A 16,865-nucleotide genomic window follows, 5' to 3' on the forward strand; every position below is an offset into this window, starting at 1 on the left:
ACAGTCGAGATAACAGAGAAACGCTATCCATCATCATGGCACCCTTGAACCGTACGACCCACCCTGCTCCTGCCCTCCCCGAACGTGTCCTGCAATTTGGCACGGGCGTTCTGCTGCGCGGCTTACCCGATTACCTGATTCACAAAGCCAACCAGCAGGGTGAATTCAATGGCAGTATTGTGGTGGTGAAATCGACCGGCGGAGCCACCGACGAGTTTGCCGAACAGGATGGACTGTATACGGTGGTTACGCGGGGCGTTCAGAAAGGACAATTGGTGGATAAATCCACGGTGGTGTCAGCCATCAGCCGGGTCATTTCGGCGCAGGAAGACTGGAAAGCGGTACTCGATGTCGCCAAAAAACCGTCCTTGCAGGTGATTATTTCCAACACCACCGAGGTCGGAATTCAGTATGTGGAAGAAAGCATTTTCCAGCATCCTCCGCAGTCGTACCCGGCCAAACTGACAGCCTTTCTCTACGAACGGTTTAAGAACTTCGGCGGAGGCCGTAGCAAGGGGCTGGTGGTCATCCCGACCGAACTGATTACGGATAACGGCCTGAAACTGCGGGATATCGTTGAGAAAATTGCCATCCATAACGAGCTGGGCAAGCTCTTCATGAAGTGGCTGAAATACCACGTTCGCTTCTGCAACTCCCTGGTGGATCGCATCGTCCCGGGAAAACCGGATGCCGCCACCCGCGAACCGTTGCAGCAGGAACTGGGGTATACCGACAAGCTGATGATCATGGCAGAACCCTATCGGCTGTGGGCGATTGAGGGCGACGACCGGGTGAAAAGTGTGCTGACATTTGCCAAAGCCGACCCCAATGTCATCATCGACGAAGACATTAACTTTTACCGCGAACGCAAACTCCGGGTGCTGAACGGCGGGCACACGATCAGCGTTCCGCTGGCGTACCTGCTCGGGCTGGAAACCGTCAATGAGATGATGCAGCACCCGCTGCTGAGCCGGTTTGTGGAAGACGTGATTGCGCAGGAGATCGTGCCGACCCTGCCCGTATGGATGATTCCGGAAGAAAACCCGAACGCTGTCCGTGAATTTGCCGCCGATGTGCTCGACCGGTTTCGCAATCCCTACATTGAACACCTGCTGCTGAGCATTACGTTGCAGGAAACGATGAAAATGAAGGCCCGGAACCTGCCAACCATTCAGCGGTTTGTGGAGCAGCACCAGCAAATTCCGCAGCGCATGGCCCTCGGGTTTGCGGCCTACCTCCGGTTTATGAAAGCGGTCCGGCTGGAAGACGGCGTTTACCTGGGAGAAGTGGCCACGCCAACGGGCGGTATTATCACCTACCCCATCCGCGACGATTATGCCGAGTACTTCTACAAACTCTGGCAACAGGTGGATGTCCACGATGCGGCTTCCGTACGCAACTTTGTCCAGACGCTCTGCGCCGACACAACGTTGTGGGAAATGGACCTGAGTGCGCTTACCGGTTTTGCCGATGCGGTGGCCGATCAGTTAACGAACCTGCTCACGCTGGGGATTGAAGCGACCATCGAGCGGCAGGTAGCGACCGCCGAATCTACGACCAGCGGCTCAGAAATTGGTTGAACGCATCCTTGTGCTGATCACTGACGGGAATGGTGGCAGAACCGATCTGGATCGAATTCCGGGTCACGGCTTCGATTTTGTCCAAGGCCACGATGAATGAGCGGTGCACCCGCATAAACCGCCGGGCAGGCAACTTGTCTTCCAGGGCTTTCAGGCTGGTCAGCGACAGGATGGGCTTGGGAACAGCCTCCGGACGCTCCTTCTTCAAATGCACTTTGACGTAGTCCTTCAGCCCTTCGATGTACAGGATGTCGTTGAACGCAATCCGGACCAGTTGGTATTCGACCTTCAGGAATAAATACTCGTCTTCCGGTTCGGGAGCCTGGACCACCGCCGGGCGTTTGATCAGTTCAAAATAAGCTCGGGCCTTGTTGGCCGCCCGCAGGAACTCCTCGTAATTGAACGGTTTGAGCAGATAATCCAGGGCATCGACTTTGTAGCCTTCGAGCGCAAAGTGATTGAAGGCCGTCGTAAAAATGATGCGGGGAGAGTGACCGGTCTGGTTCCGTTCCATGACCCGGGCGAGTTCCATCCCCGTCAGATCCGGCATCTGGATATCCAGAAACAACAGATCGACCGGGTGTTCGTGCAGCCCCTGCAAGGCTTCGACCGCGCTGCTGTAGCGACCGGCCAGTTTCAGGAAAGGTGTTTTTTCGATGAACGCACACACCAGCCCGAGGGCCAGCGGTTCGTCATCGACCGCAATGCAATTTAACGTCATGCCAGATTCAGATTCAGGTGGACCAGGTACTCATTGGTCGGCGTATCTTCCTTGACCGAAAGCTGGTACCGTTCGGGATAGAGGAGATCGAGCCGCCGACGCGTATTGGCCAAGCCAATACCGCTGCCTACTTCAAGTGACTGGTTTTTTTCGGGGAAGATCGTATTTCTGACTTCCATTTCCAACTGCGTTCCCTCCTGGTGGATGCTGATGACGATCCGGCTGGGCATCATGGCACTGACGCCGTGCTTGAAGGCATTTTCAACGAAGGGCAGCAGCAGCATCGGCGCCACCGGCACGTCGTTCAGCGGTTTGGGCTGCTCAAGCGTGACGGTAACTTTATCGGTTAACCGCAACTGCATCAACTGGATATAATCCTGCACAAAGTCGATTTCCTTGCTCAGCATCGTGGTGTCATTGCCCGTTTCGTAGAGCACGTACCGCATCATACGCGACAACCGGTGCAGGGCTTCCCGGGAAGCTTCCACATCGAGCAGGGTCAGGGCGTAAATATTATTTAACGTGTTAAAAAAGAAATGCGGATTGATTTGCGCTTTCAAAAACGAAAGCTCGGAACTAACCCGGGCCTGCTCCAGACTGAGCCGCAACCGGGCATCTTCCTGCCATTTCTGCACCGACGCGATGCTGGTGCCAATACCCAGCATTAAAAAAGTGGTGACAAAAATCGACTGACTCCAGGCCCAGACATTGCGCGGTTTTCGGGGGCCCCCTTCCGGGTGCCAGGCGCGGTGCATCAGTTCCGGCAGGTTCAGCCAATTATCAATATTGTAAAGCAATACCACAACGCCAATGCCCGTGACCACCAGAGACATCACATACAGGCTCGTGGCATCCCGAAATAGCAAACGCGGGACCAGGATCTGCGTATTGAGGTAAAAACCGCCCACCAGCAAGGTGAAATAAATGCCCTGTTTAACCCAGAATTGCGGAGGTGCGGTAATGTCCCAGTTCAGCGGCTGATAGACCAGCAGGGCGAAACCCAGAAGGCCCCAGGCCAGCACATGGATCAGGACCGGAACGCTCCGACGTAAGGTGAGTAAATTCATGGGATGCTGTGATTGTGGGTTCTACTCCCAAGTTGAAGAATTTCCGCGAAAAAGACAAAACAACCTGATTTCAGTGAAACCAGGTTGTCCAACTACCATCTCTATTAATAAATCTATGTTAAGGCTCGATAGCAGCGATCGAAAGCTCGTAACGTCGTCAATTGTTTTACAAGTTTACGGTACAATCTTTAAAACCGGTCCCTACAATCGACAAATGGCCCGCTTATCCCGACCAACGGCCCGTTTTTGACTATTATCCCCTGCTCACGATCGTTTCGCACCGAAACACAGTCCATTTTCGCCTTTATCGGGCCAATCCAACAATTGATCGATGTTTATAACTCGCTGGTATATTGCGTTTTGCGGATTCCTTTTCTGCCTGTTGTTTTGTATCGTTAGTCGGCCGCCCAGCGGCACCAACCTAAAACACGTACTATAAATCGTATGAAAACCGCACTCGCTTCCGCACTCCTTGCTCTTTTTGTCAGCCTTTCCAGCTTTGCTGATCACGGTATGGCACCGTTTCAATCGTCCGTTGTGGCCTTCCCTTCAACCATGAAACTGGATGTAGTAGTCCAGAAACCGGTGGGATCAAACGTAACAATCCGGCTGATCGATCACCTGGGCAGTATTCAGGCTACCCAAAAATTGACCCGGCACGAAAATGCGCTCCGAACCCGTTTCGACATCAGTGATCTGGCCGACGGTATTTATCAGGTGGTGGTCACCGACGGAACAACGACCCAAACGCAGGAAATCCATATCCAGACCACTGCTCCTACGCCGATTCCGGCTCCGTATCGGACGATTTCTGTCAGCTAAAGCCATTCGCGGGCACCGACTTCGTGGGTCGGTGCCCGTTTTTTCAGGGTTGAATTCATCGGTAAAAAAACACGATTCGGCGATGTTTCCCGCCCTTTAGTCTATTCCGTTTTTCGAAGTACCCAATCAGTTGTTGTTTTGTAACTTCTTGCATAATGGACTCAAAACTCATGAACAAATTTTCTCTCTCACTATTTGCCCTAACCCTCAGCCTGGTAGCGGCCCAGACCTATGCCCAATTCCCCGGCGGAGGTGGCGGCTTCGGTGGTCCCGGCCGATTCGGACCCGGTGGCCAGGGACAACGGGGCAACCAGCAACAGGATAAGACCTTTATTCCCGGCACAGCCGATGACGATAAACCGCGCGGTAACGGTAAGATCAGCGGTTTTTTGATGGACTCAACCTCCAACGCCCCCGTTGAATACGCAACCATTGCCCTGATCGACACCAAAACCGGTAAACCCATCGATGGAACGACCGCCGACGGCAAAGGAAAATTCAGCCTGACCAAGCTGGCACCGGGTGACTACAAACTCCAGTATTCGTTCCTGGGGTATCAGAACAAAACTTCCAACCTGATCAAAATTGAAAAAGGCTCCGACATTAACGTCGGCATCGTTAAAATGTCGCAGGATGTTCGCCTGCTGAACGAAGTAACCGTAACGGGCCAGGCCGCTTTGATCGAAGAAAAAGTAGACCGGCTCGTTTATAACGCCGAAAAAGATATTACCTCGAAAGGGGGCGATGCGGCCGATATCATGCGGAAAGTACCGATGCTGAGCGTCGACCTCGACGGCAACGTCAGTTTGCGGGGAAGCAGCAACGTCCGGGTTTTGATCAACAACAAACCATCGACCATCATTGCCAGCAGTGTGGCCGACGCGTTGAAGCAGATTCCGGCCGACATGATCAAGACGGTGGAAGTAATCACCAGCCCGTCGGCCAAGTACGACGCCGAAGGTTCCGCCGGGATCATCAACATTGTGACCAAAAAGAACACCCTGCAGGGCGCAACCCTGAACATGGACGTCGGTACGGGAAACCGGAGCTCCAACCTGAACCTGAACGCCAGCTACCGGCAGGGTAAAATGGGCTTCAACCTGGGCGGTTTTGGCCGGGCGATGTACAACATCAAAGGCGCTTTTAACAGCACCCAGACGTCCGTGGGGCAGATGGGAACCACCACCACCATTCAATCGGCCGATACCCGGCAACACGGTTTGTTTGGCAACTACCAACTGGGCTGGGACTACGATATCGACAAAAACACGTCGCTTTCGGCCAGTGTGCGCTACGGAATGCGGAACATGATCAACTTTCAGGACAACCTGCAAACGCTGTCGTACCTGAACCTGCTGGCCAGCCGGTCGGGCCGGAACGTTGAAACGAAAAACCTGTCCGGAACCGTCGATGCCAACGTGAGTTACACGAAAACCTACAAAACGAATCAGGAACTGAGCATTTTGGGGTTATACAGCCGCAACAACAACACCAACAACTTCGTAACGGAACTGCTCAACGGCACCGATATGCACACCATCACCGGTCGCCAGCGGAACAATAACCTGAGCTATAACCAGGAATCCACCCTGCAGATCGATTATCAGACGCCGATCAACCGGAATCAGTTGCTGGAATTTGGCGGAAAGGGGATTTTCCGGAAAATGAACAGCGACTACCAGTTCTTCACCGCTACCGGCGACAATGAGGACTACCAACTGAGCCCGATCCAACCATCCAACGGCCTGGATTACGATCAGAACATCACTGCGCTGTATGCCGCCTATACGATGGCGACCAAAACCAAATGGACGCTGAAAGCCGGTGGCCGGTACGAATACACCTTCATCAACGCCCGGTTTCAGCAGCAGAACGCCGAGCAGGGCAGTGATTTGAGCGCCATTCCGAACTACGGGGTTTTTGTGCCGAGCGTCAACATCTCGAAAGGAATCAAGGGCGGAAAAATTATCAAACTGGCCTATAACCGCCGGATCCAGCGGCCGGGCATTCAGTCGCTGAACCCCAACCTGAACGCGGCTAACCCGCTTAACATCAGCCAGGGAAATCCGAATCTGTCTCCCGAATATACCGACAATTTCGAACTCGGTTTGAGTGGTCAGGTGAAGAAGTTCTATATGAATGCGACCCTGTTCGCCCGTCTGACCGACAACTCGATCATGAGCATTCGGGACACCGTTACCTACAACGGTCAGCAGGCGATTCTAAGCACGCAGCAGAACATCGGAACGGAGCGGGCGTACGGGGCTAACTTTTTCACGAACGTTACGTTGTTCTCCATCTGGCAACTGGGCGGTGGTTTCGACCTCTACCATACCTTCCTGACCAACAACAACGAGAGTGCCATCTACGGGGCGTCAAACTCCGGCTGGGTGCTGGGTGGCCGGTTGTTCACGAGCATAACGCTGAAAAACGGCTGGGGTATTCAGGGCTTCGGGGGTGGTCGCGGACGGCAGATCAACCTGCAGGGCTACCAGGGCAGTTTTGCCTTCTACAACCTGGGGGTGAAAAAAGATTTCAACAACAAACGGGGAAGCATCGGGATCGGTGCCGAGAACTTCTTCAATCACCCCTTCAAGGTCCGTTCCGAAACGATCTCTCCGCTCGTGACCCAGCGTAGTGTCAACAGCATGTACAACGCCGGTGTTCGGGTCAACTTCTCCTACCGCCTGGGTAAAATGAGTATGGACGGTTCTGGTTTCAGCTTCGGCCGCCGGAAAAAGTCCATTAACAACGACGACCAGAAAGGTGGAGGTGACGATAACGGCGGTGGTATCCAGCAACAATCCCAACCGGCTGGTGGGAACCAGGGAGGTGGCCGCCCCCGTCAAAAATAATACCCCTGACTATTCCGTTTCCCGACAGGATTACAGCAGTGCCCTGTAATCCTGTTTCCTTTGTTCACGTAAACCTTTCATTAAACCAACCTCTCTATTATGAACACCAATCGTATTTTTGCCGGACTGCTCGCTTTTGCCCTGCTGGCATCCACCCCCCTGACCAGTATCGCCGGAACGCCGGGCTCCGACAAACGGCCGGCGAAAGTTGTAGCCAAAACCACCACGTACGCAGTGGATACCGAGCAGAGTACCATGATCTGGAACTCCAAAAAGGTGGGCGGAGAGCATACCGGGAACATCAAGCTGTCGAAAGGGGAATTTGTTTTCGACGGTAAAAAATTGACGGCCGGAAATTTCACCGCCGACATGACGACAATTACCGAAAACAAGAACAGCGAACGGGTCGTCAACCACCTGAAAGGCGATGATTTTTTCGGTGTCGAGAAAAACCCGGCTTCGACTTTCAAAATCACCAAAGTTGATGCCATTTCCGGTGCCAAAGACGGCCAGCCCAACTACAACATCACCGGCGATCTGATGATCAAAGGAACGACCAAGCCGATCACGTTCCCGGCCGTGGTGAAAGTAGCCGGTGATGCCGTTGAAGCAACTGCCAAACTGACGGTCAACCGCCTGGATTACGACATCAAATACCGGGCGGCCATTATAGGAACGGCTGCCGACCGGATTATCGAAGACACCTTTTCACTTGATCTGAAACTGGTCGGCAAGAAATCCAAACCCATGTAAGCCAGAAACCCACCCGAAACGGTGTAGGCGTTCTTCGTTATTTTGGCCCTTTACGGCCCGCTACTAACCCCGGCCATTCGTTGTTCAAACGCATTCTCTGTTTTCATTCATTGGTCTTTTTCAATGGAAACCGAATGTTTTGTAACTGCGAATGGCTTTTTTTCGTATCTAAGCGCACAACAAATCACAAGTGGGTCTCCATTACTTTTCTATGTTAAACACAAACCCTTTCACCAAAGTCTGCTCGGTGTTGCTTAATGCCACACTGGTCGTCGGGCTGGCTTCCTTTACGCTGCAGGATAATCCGAATGGCCAAAAACCGGACGAGAGCCGTTTTACCCCCGTGGTAGTGGCCGACGGACTCGACGAACCGATGGTGTTCGAAGTACTCAAAGACGGCACCGCCTACATCATCGAACGCAAGGGGGCTTTCAAGAAATACGATCCGGCGACCAAAACCGTTAACCTCATTGCCAATATTCCGGTCAATACCAAATACACCAGCGCCGAAGGGGTTTCGCGGGAAGCGGAAGAAGGCTTGATGGGCCTTTCGCTGGACCCTAATTTCGACAAAAACCACTGGGTATACCTGTACTACGCGCACCCCACCGAAAAGAAACACATTCTGTCACGCTGGGATCTAGTCAACGACAAACTGGTCGACGGGTCGGAAAAGAAAGTACTTGAAGTGACAACGCAACGTGAAGTCTGCTGCCATACCGGGGGCGGGATGACCTGGGACAAAGCCGGCAACCTCTACCTGACGGTGGGCAACAATACCGGCAACCAGCAGGCCGCCCAGACCGACGAGCGGCCCGGCCGGGCGAGCTGGGATGATCAGGGACATGCCGGAAACACCAACGATTTACGCGGTAAAATCCTGCGCATTCACCCCGAACCGGATGGCACCTACACCGTTCCGGACGGCAACCTCTTCCCGAAAGGGACCTCAAAAACCCGCCCGGAAATTTACTCGATGGGCCACCGCAATCCCTGGCGGATTGCCATCGACAGCAAAACCGGCTACCTCTACTGGGGCGAAGTCGGTCCGGATGCCAACGAAGACTCGGAAATTGGCCCCCGGGGGTACGACGAACTGAACCAGGGCCGCAAACCGGGTAATTTTGGCTGGCCATGGTTTGTCGGCAACGACCAGGCTTTCCCGGTTTTCGATTACGCCACCAATAAACCGCTGGCGAAAAAAGATCCCAAAAAGATCATCAACAGTTCGCCCAACAACACCGGCTTGACGGAATTACCGCCGGTGGCGCCCAATTTCATTTATTATCCGTACGGAATTTCCGAGCAGTTTCCGGCCGTCGGCAGCGGTTCGCGCAGCGCCACGGGTGGCCCGATTTACCACCGTTCGGATTTCAAAGATCCCAAACGTCCCTGGCCGGCCTATTACGAGGGCAAGTGGCTGGCCACCGACTTCTCCCGCGGCTGGATCATGGCGATTACGATGGACCAGAACGGCGATTATAAATCAATGGAACGCGTCCTGCCCAGCTACCGCCCGGTGGAGCCGATCGACATGAAGTTTGGCCCGGACGGCGATCTTTACGTCCTGGAATACGGCAGCAACTGGTTCCGGAAAAGTGACAACTCGCGGCTGGTCCGGCTAGAGTACAACGGTGGCAATCGCAAACCGGTTGTTCAGGCATCGGCCAGCAAAACGGGCGGTACGGTTCCGTTCCGGATCACCCTGTCGTCGGAAGGAAGCAAGGATTTTGACGGCGATGCGTTGAAATACGTCTGGAAAGTAACCGCACCCGGGGGAACCGCCCGCACGTTCACGACGGCGAATCCTACCGTATCGTTCGATAAAGCCGGGGTTTATACCGCAACCTTAACCGTCAGCGACCCGAAAGGAGCCAGCAATAGCCAGTCCGTCCGGATCATTGCCGGAAACGAACCGCCGATGGTAGCCGTTCATCTGACGGGCAACAAGAGCTTTTTCTTCCCGAACAAACCGATCCAGTATGCCGTTCAGGTGTCCGATAAAGAAGACGGCAGCCTGGCCGGCAAGACGATCAATCCGGCCCGGGTGGCCATGAGCATCGATTACACCGCCGAAGGCTTCGACTATGCCGAAGTTATTCAGAGTCAGCGAAGTGTGGATGCCTCTACGCAATTCGCCGTTGCCCAGACGCTGATCAGCCAGAGCGATTGTAAAGTCTGCCACCAGGTGGCGTCGAAATCCGTCGGGCCATCTTTCCACGATATTGCCAACCGGTATAAAGGCCAAAACGATGCGGCCGACAAGCTGGTCAAGAAAGTCATCAACGGCGGGGGCGGTGTCTGGGGTGAAGTCGCCATGCCTGCGCACCCGGCCATGCCTGTTGCCGATGCCGCTGCCATTGTCAAATACATTCTGAACAGTACCGAGAAAACGCTGAGCACCCTGCCCATGGAAGGCCGTTATACCGTCAAAATTCCGGAAGGAGATAATGGTAAAGGGGCGGTGCTGGTGCGGGCTGCGTATAGCGACCGGCCAATCAAAACCGTTCCGTCCCAGACCACCGAGACCCAGCTGGTGCTGCGCAATCCGGAGTTAAGTCCGGCGGATGCGGAAATAACCAAAGGTGTTGACATCAAAGCCCGCGGGATGGGGAACGGCGTGAGTCTGATGGCATTCTCGAACGGATACATCGGTTTCAAAAAACTGGACCTGACCGACATCCAACAACTCGAACTGGTGGCGGCCGCCCAGAAGCGCGAAGGTGCTGTGGGCGGAACGGTGGAAATCCGGCTGGATTCACCCACGGGTGAACTGATCGGACAGACGAAGGTGGACGTTGCGCAACCCCGCGTAGCGGCTCCAACGGCCACCGCCATTCAGAACGCGGGCGGGACCACCACCGGAACGGCTGCGGCAAAACCGGCGACGACACCCGCTCCGGCAGCCCCCCGCGGACCCGTCTATCCGCGCGTCGATCTGAAGGCGACAACGGGCGTACACGACGTTTATCTGGTGTTCAAAAACGATCAGGCGAAAGACATCGAACCGTTGTTGTCACTGGCGGGCGTTCGGTTCAGCCTGGAGAAAAAATAAGCTGAGTTTTGAAAGCGGATTTCTCCAAATGCGCACTCAGGGCGAAAACCGCAAAAAAGCGTCCACGGCAAAAGTCGTGGACGCTTTTTTTAACCACAAGTTACTTTATCAGGTAAAGGCCAGACTGCCCTCTTTCAGGGCCTTTTTATACTTTTCTTTATTGAATCGGAAGAGATACGGCGACTTGAACGCCCCGCCCCGCCGTTGTTCTTCCAGTCGTTCGATGATGCCGAGTGCCCGCATTTTCTTGGAAAAATTCCGGGGGTCGAGCGGTCGGTTCAGGATGGTTTCGTAGAGCCGCTGCAATTCGGGCATCGTAAATTTTTCCGGTAGTAAATTGTAGCCAACCGGTTGCCAGCTAAGCTGAACCTGTAGCGTTTTCAGTGCCACTTCTACAATATGGTTGTGGTCGAACAGCAGCGGTGGCAGATTTTCGACGTCCATCCAGCGGTATTCATCGGTCTGAAAATCGACCGAGGGCGTTACTTTTAAAAAATCGACCAGGGCAAAATACCCGATAGAAACCGTCCGATTGGGCCATTTCCGGGTCGAAGGATCCGGCCAGTTCAGCTTCTGGCTAATTTCGGCCCGGTTATACCGAACCTCTTCGCCGAACGTATGAAACTGTTGCAGAAACAGTTCGCTCAGCCCGGTTCGTTCCTTCAAAATGCGCTGGGCGGCCACATCGACCGATTCATTCTTGTAAACAAAACCGCCGGGTAATCCCCACTCATTCGTCAGCTTCCACCGCAGCACTAACACTTTCAACTGATTATTCGAAAAACCGAAAATAACGCAGTCGATGGAAAGCCCCAGCAGGCATTTTTCATCGACTTCCGCAAAGTAGGCTTCCAGTTGTTTTTTGTAATCCATGGGGAAAAAATAAAAGATAATCTTTATGTCCTAATTACATATTCGATATTTATTTTTATCAGACCAGCCGGGAAAGCGACTATGATGCGATTTCCGGCGGTTTTTGACTAAAAATGAACATTTATTCCCATGCGATCAAGGTCGCGGATGGATTTACACCTATGATGAAAAAACTATTTTCCCTGCCGCTCCTATGGCTGGCCTTCGCCTTCAGCACCCGGGCACAACAGGCTCATGTCAATCTGGACTGGAATCCGCTCAAGAATACCCAGAACCTCCACCCGTTCGGGGCCAATGTTATTTCGCCCGAAGTGACCGACGATCACCTGGTGACGTTCCGGTTGAAAGCCCCCCAGGCGCAGGAAGTGCTGCTGACGGGCGGCCCGATACTGCTCGCCCTGAAGGCCAATAAACCGATTCCGTTCAAAAAAAGCAACGACACGCTCTGGACTTTAACGGTTGGCCCCGTAAAACCGGATATGTACGTCTACCGGCTCATCGTCGACGGCGTCACCGTGGTCGATCCCAACAACACGCTGACCGGTTTTTCAGACCAACCGGGTTACAGCCAACTGGTGGTCCACGGCGACGGCCCGGCGTACTACGATGCGCGTCCGGTGCCGCACGGAGCCGTCACCCGGCATGTATACCATTCGGAGGTTCTGAACGGCGAACGTGAACTGTATGTTTACACGCCACCCGGTTACAATCCGAAGAAAAAATACCCGGTTTTATACCTGTTGGGAGGCAGTGGCGAACTGGCATCAACCTGGGCACTGGATGGGCGCGCCAACTTTATCGCGGACAATCTGATTGCCGAGGGCAAAGCCGTTCCGATGCTTATTGTCATGCCCAACAACCAGGTCGTTCACCGCAGCGATCCCCGGCATACGGAACTGACCTTCAAACTGTTCGAAGAAGAATTGCGCAGACAGATCGTTCCGTTTGTCGATCAGCACTATGGCACAATTACCCGACCGAAAGGACGCGCGCTGGCCGGTTTGTCGATGGGCGGACGGCATACCCAGTTCGTCGGTTTTAATTGCCTGGATTTGTTCAGTTCGTTCGGTTGCCTGAGTTCGGGCGATGTCAATACGGAGCAATCGAGCGCAAAATTCCTGAACGATCCGGCTGTCAACAAAAAGATTGATTATCTGCTTGTTGGACAGGGAACCGGCGAAGTAGCGACGATCGGCCAACGGGCGGTTGCACTCCAAGAAGCCCTGCAAAAACACAAGATCAAGCACGATTATTACGTCGGTGGTGACGGCGCTCACGACTGGGGGACCTGGCGGCATCTGCTCTACTACCGGCTTCTGCCCAATCTGTGGCGCAACCACTGAGAATCTGGCTGGAGAGCCATCCAATGGTTTAAAACGCTCCCAAACTACCCCTGGCAAAATGTTGTCAGGGGTAGTTTGGAATGGCTTTCTTTCCCTGGTACGAGACCGTAACACAACGGTTTTATCCCAAAAAGGAATCAGCCAGGCCAGGTTTTGTGGCTCCGTCCATCCACCGAGTGCTTGCCCGGTCCCACAAAAAAGATAGTGGTATAAATCAGAAAAAACAGCAACGGCATTTCCTTCTTCCCGAAAGAATCGGCCCCGTGGGCAAACAGAGCCACCACCAGCATATTGATCATCAACACACTAGCGGCTGCCCGCGTCTGAAAACCGAGGATCAGCAGAATCGAACACCCGAATTCGGCCAGCATGGACAGAATAAGTGACGGGGCACTGCCTATACCGATGGGGTCCCCGAAGGTAAAATCCCCGGTCAATACTTTAATGAATTTGGGCCAGCCATGCGTCAGCATAATGGCCGAAACCGCCACCCGCAGCAACAGTAAAACGACATGGACAGTCGATGGGCTAGCCTTGGTTCCAAAGAGTGGTCTCATAGAATGGTTGGATAGTTTACCCATAAACCGCCATTCGATGGTTCTTGTTATGGGAATCAGCCAAAAACGGTGAGACGCAAACCCCTATTGTACTCGCTTAAAAACCTGACTCTCATTGCTAAAACTCATACATGATCCGCGCCCGGAAACCGGCGGTCGTCTGGTTCAGGCTATTGCGCGATTGCTTCACCGGGTTGGACAGGTACGGCATCAGTTGCAAGGCCCAGTTACCCGCCTTTTTCTCCACGCCCAGGCTCATCAACCAACTATTATACAGACTGGGCTCGCACTTCCGCTCAAAGCCCGCTTCGTAGAAACCGTCCAGCACCGTAGGGCCTCTCCGCCGGGTAAACGTGATTTTCTCCAGCGTACTCATGCTGAAACTAAGCCCGGCAGAAGGAAGAACGGTGACATCATTCCCGATGGGCAGACGGTAGCCGAGGGTAATCGGTAATTGCCACGTTTGCGCCTTCTGGCTGATGTTATAGACCTCAATTTTCGGGTCAGCCGGGACCTTTCCGGGGAAATCATTCCGGAAATCGCTGTTCCGTTTCTGAAAATACTGAAAATCGCTGAAGAACTCATCGCCCTGCAATTTCAGCCGGCTCAGACCGACACTTGCCACCAGGTGTTTCCCGATCAGTAGTTCCCCCGCGATTCCAAAACCGGATTGGTTGCCCGCAATTTCGCCCCCCGCACCCAACCGGAACCGGAGCATGGGCGCCGGCTCCTCAATATCAGACTGTTGCGGTTTGGCAACGGGCGACGCGGGGGCCGCTGGCGTGTACAACGGGCGAATCCGGCGGATTCGACGCTGGTAATTTTCGACGTAATAACTCGAATCGAACGCCAGCGCTCGATTCAGCAATTGGCGACTCATCACCGGTCCCCACGAAAGCGATTGTGGGCCTGCGGATTCCGTTCGCGCCCCAAAATTCCCGGATAAGGCGGTCTGATCCGGCAGACGGTTCGCGCCCGACACCGGCCGGGCGGCCTCGAATCCGTCCGGTTTTTGCCGACCCGAATACCGCTGGTCATCCCGCCGGTTCCAGCGTTCGCCGGTTGCTTTCGAGCCGGTCATTTGGCCGGTTTGTGACGATTCGGCGTTTCGTTCGGTCCGCTCGCGCCCAGCCACCGACGACTCGGTTTCGTTCAGCCGGTTTTCGCGGGTCGATTCGGTCAGCCGTTCCGGCGTGCCCGAACGCTCCGGAAACACCCGGTTATCCGGTTTCTGCCAGGGCGTTGATTCGGGGTCAGCCGGGCGGCCCGGCAAAGCCGGTTCGGCAGAATCCAATGCCGACAGACCGGTTTGCTCGTCGGTCCCCCGGTTTTCGGAACGCGAGTCGGGAGTCACGGGAATCAACCGGGGCCCTTCTAGTTCGCGCGTAATGTACACGGTATCGGGTTTAGGCGCTGCCGTCACCGGGGCCTGTTGCAGAATCGTCACCGAATCTTTCAGCGTTGCGACGGTTTTTTCCAACTGCTGGTTGGTCCGGTATTGCCAGACAGTCAGGATCAGCAAACCGGCCACCGAAGCCGCACTCAGCATGGGCACGGCCCACGGCAGGGCCGTGGAGCCAATCGAAGGAACGCCGTTGCGACGCAAAACCGACCGGAGGTGTACCCAATGGGTTTCCCGGAACGGAGGGTCTATGCCCTCCAGCTTTTTTCGTATAGATTCCTCAAATTTATCAGTTTTCATAGTAACGAACAGGAATCGCAGGATCGGATGGAAAGAGATGGGGATAGGCAGACCGGATAGCCTGCTGCAGGCGCTGCCGCGACCGTAAAAAATGCGAACGAATGGTGGCTTCGTTGCTTTGCAACACCTCGGCAATCTCCCGAAGGCTGTAGCCATCAACGACATGCATCGAAAAAACCGTCCGATAAGCGGGGGGTAGCTGCTGCACCAGCGCCAGAATTTCGTCGGCCGAAATCCGGTCGATCACATCGTCTTCGAACGGCACATCCTGACCCGTCTCCAGCCCATTCAAGTCTAGTTTGTGGTATTTGCGGTAATAGCTGATGGCCGTATTGATCAGAATCGACCGCAACCAGGCCTTGAACGGATGCGAAGTATTGTACTGATGTAACCGTTGGAATACCTTCAGAAAACTCTCGTTCAAGACCTCTTCCGCTTCCTCTACCGTTGCGGAGTACCGCAGGCAAATGCTTTTCGCGTAACTGTAAAATTTTTTAAACAAAACGCGCTGGGCCTGGGCATCATGATTGCGACAGGCTGCAATGACGCTATCAAGATCGTTTTCCGCGAAGGAAGGGCGCTTTCGAAAAAACAAGGCCGTAACGATTTAGGTAAATGATTCACTCATACGTATCCTATACGCCAAAGCCGTACCCCCTGTTGCAGTGGCCCGCTGTTTTTTTCAACATTTTAATTTCTGCTTTTTTTTTCGATAAACACTGCAACACTGCCTGTTGCCGGGGCGTCATGGCAAGTGTATCGTTGGAAAGCCGGGTGGGACAACACAAAGCCGCTTTCCCGACCCGAACCAGAAATTGTACAGGCAATGAAAATGCATTTGTTGGTCATTGCGGATCATCTCCATTACGACGCGGGACTTACCTCCCGGCAAAGTTATATTGATCAGTTTGTTCAGCAGATCGAACGCAGCGGACAGGAAGTGGTGATAACGTATTTCGCGCCAATGGCCCTCGCTACCATCTCCGAAGTGCTGCATCGGGTTCCGCTCCGCCGGTACGATCTGATTATCCTGCAAATTGCCAACCGCCACCTGCGTGATAGCCGGTTAGCCCTCCACCCTACACGGAGCAAACAACTAACTGAATACCTGACGGTTGCAAAACTAAACCTCCTGTCGTGGCTGCGGGGTATTCGTCCGTTGCGGGAAGTGCGGAAAAATCTGTTGCTGATGTTCAAAACCCTGCGGTACCACCGCCAGCGGGTCATTCTGCTGACGCCTTTCCCCCACCGCGAACCGGTCAGTGGCTGGCTGCGCCGAAAAGGCAGCAAATTGATTAAAAACGAAGGCCGTCACTGGGGCTTCCGGGTCTTTGATGTGCAGGCGCTGATTGACTCCGGCGAAGAATATTTCATTCCCGGCGACCGTGAACGATTGAATGCCATCAGCCATGAACTCATCGGCCGGCGGCTCTACGACTTTTACCGAACCGAACCCAGCATTACCACCGGTTCCCTGAAACAGGATTCCTGATTCCCTGACACATTCTCATCATCGTAACGTAAGCATTACCAACCA

Annotated in this window: 13 protein-coding genes; 7 read left to right on the plus strand and 6 right to left on the minus strand. The window is 54.0% G+C overall.

The window, feature by feature from the left end; genetic code table 11:
• Nucleotides 1-35: 35 nt before the first annotated feature.
• On the plus strand, nucleotides 36-1,580 hold the full coding sequence (locus tag ACFPMF_RS21805; RefSeq protein ID WP_379849029.1) for a tagaturonate reductase: 1,545 nt from the start codon (nucleotides 36-38) through the stop codon (nucleotides 1,578-1,580).
• Here ACFPMF_RS21805 and ACFPMF_RS21810 read toward each other — a convergent pair.
• Both ACFPMF_RS21810 and ACFPMF_RS21815 read right to left on the minus strand, forming a co-directional pair.
• Nucleotides 1,552-2,301 (minus strand): LytR/AlgR family response regulator transcription factor, encoded by a 750-nt coding sequence (locus ACFPMF_RS21810; RefSeq protein ID WP_379849031.1) that lies wholly within the window; start codon nucleotides 2,299-2,301, stop codon nucleotides 1,552-1,554. The genes ACFPMF_RS21805 and ACFPMF_RS21810 overlap by 29 nt on opposite strands.
• Nucleotides 2,298-3,368 (minus strand): sensor histidine kinase, encoded by a 1,071-nt coding sequence (locus ACFPMF_RS21815; RefSeq protein ID WP_379849033.1) that lies wholly within the window; start codon nucleotides 3,366-3,368, stop codon nucleotides 2,298-2,300. The genes ACFPMF_RS21810 and ACFPMF_RS21815 overlap by 4 nt, the downstream gene beginning before the upstream one ends.
• Before the next feature lie 444 nt (nucleotides 3,369-3,812).
• On the opposite strand from ACFPMF_RS21815, the gene ACFPMF_RS21820 reads away from it, so the two are divergent.
• The 4 genes from ACFPMF_RS21820 to ACFPMF_RS21835 all read left to right on the plus strand — a co-directional run bounded on the left by ACFPMF_RS21820 (nucleotide 3,813) and on the right by ACFPMF_RS21835 (nucleotide 10,853).
• On the plus strand, nucleotides 3,813-4,190 hold the full coding sequence (locus ACFPMF_RS21820; protein ID WP_379849035.1) for a T9SS type A sorting domain-containing protein: 378 nt from the start codon (nucleotides 3,813-3,815) through the stop codon (nucleotides 4,188-4,190).
• 170 nt (nucleotides 4,191-4,360) lie between these two features.
• The gene (locus tag ACFPMF_RS21825; protein ID WP_379849037.1) at nucleotides 4,361-7,045 is read left to right on the plus strand and encodes a TonB-dependent receptor; all 2,685 of its coding nucleotides are present in this window, start codon (nucleotides 4,361-4,363) and stop codon (nucleotides 7,043-7,045) included.
• A 99-nt stretch (nucleotides 7,046-7,144) separates the two neighbouring features.
• Entirely contained in the window at nucleotides 7,145-7,798 is a 654-nt protein-coding gene (locus ACFPMF_RS21830; protein WP_379849039.1) for a YceI family protein, read from the plus strand.
• A 211-nt stretch (nucleotides 7,799-8,009) separates the two neighbouring features.
• Nucleotides 8,010-10,853, plus strand: coding sequence for a PQQ-dependent sugar dehydrogenase (locus ACFPMF_RS21835; protein WP_379849041.1), 2,844 nt, complete (start codon nucleotides 8,010-8,012; stop codon nucleotides 10,851-10,853).
• Nucleotides 10,854-10,961: 108 nt separating this feature from the next.
• Here the strand turns inward: ACFPMF_RS21835 and ACFPMF_RS21840 are convergent, their stop codons facing one another.
• Nucleotides 10,962-11,726, minus strand: coding sequence for an NUDIX hydrolase (locus tag ACFPMF_RS21840; RefSeq protein ID WP_379849043.1), 765 nt, complete (start codon nucleotides 11,724-11,726; stop codon nucleotides 10,962-10,964).
• Between the two features lie 161 nt (nucleotides 11,727-11,887).
• Between ACFPMF_RS21840 and ACFPMF_RS21845 the strand changes: the two genes are divergently transcribed.
• Nucleotides 11,888-13,069: an esterase gene (locus ACFPMF_RS21845; RefSeq protein ID WP_379849045.1), complete on the plus strand. Its 1,182-nt coding sequence runs from the start codon at nucleotides 11,888-11,890 to the stop codon at nucleotides 13,067-13,069.
• A 137-nt stretch (nucleotides 13,070-13,206) separates the two neighbouring features.
• Here ACFPMF_RS21845 and ACFPMF_RS21850 read toward each other — a convergent pair whose 3' ends face one another.
• The 3 genes from ACFPMF_RS21850 to ACFPMF_RS21860 form a co-directional block, all read right to left on the minus strand.
• Nucleotides 13,207-13,626, minus strand: coding sequence for a DoxX family protein (locus tag ACFPMF_RS21850; RefSeq protein WP_379849047.1), 420 nt, complete (start codon nucleotides 13,624-13,626; stop codon nucleotides 13,207-13,209).
• A 118-nt stretch (nucleotides 13,627-13,744) separates the two neighbouring features.
• Nucleotides 13,745-15,328: a chromosomal replication initiator protein DnaA gene (locus ACFPMF_RS21855; protein ID WP_379849049.1), complete on the minus strand. Its 1,584-nt coding sequence runs from the start codon at nucleotides 15,326-15,328 to the stop codon at nucleotides 13,745-13,747.
• Nucleotides 15,318-15,923, minus strand: a complete 606-nt coding sequence (locus ACFPMF_RS21860; RefSeq protein WP_379849051.1) for an RNA polymerase sigma factor — start codon at nucleotides 15,921-15,923, stop codon at nucleotides 15,318-15,320. Before ACFPMF_RS21860 ends, ACFPMF_RS21855 begins: the two co-directional genes overlap by 11 nt.
• A gap of 231 nt (nucleotides 15,924-16,154) precedes the next feature.
• On the opposite strand from ACFPMF_RS21860, the gene ACFPMF_RS21865 reads away from it, so the two are divergent.
• Nucleotides 16,155-16,820: a hypothetical protein gene (locus ACFPMF_RS21865; protein ID WP_379849053.1), complete on the plus strand. Its 666-nt coding sequence runs from the start codon at nucleotides 16,155-16,157 to the stop codon at nucleotides 16,818-16,820.
• Nucleotides 16,821-16,865: the final 45 nt, after the last annotated feature.

It is taken from the genome of Larkinella bovis, from assembly GCF_042655385.1.
Lineage (GTDB): Bacteria > Bacteroidota > Bacteroidia > Cytophagales > Spirosomataceae > Larkinella > Larkinella bovis.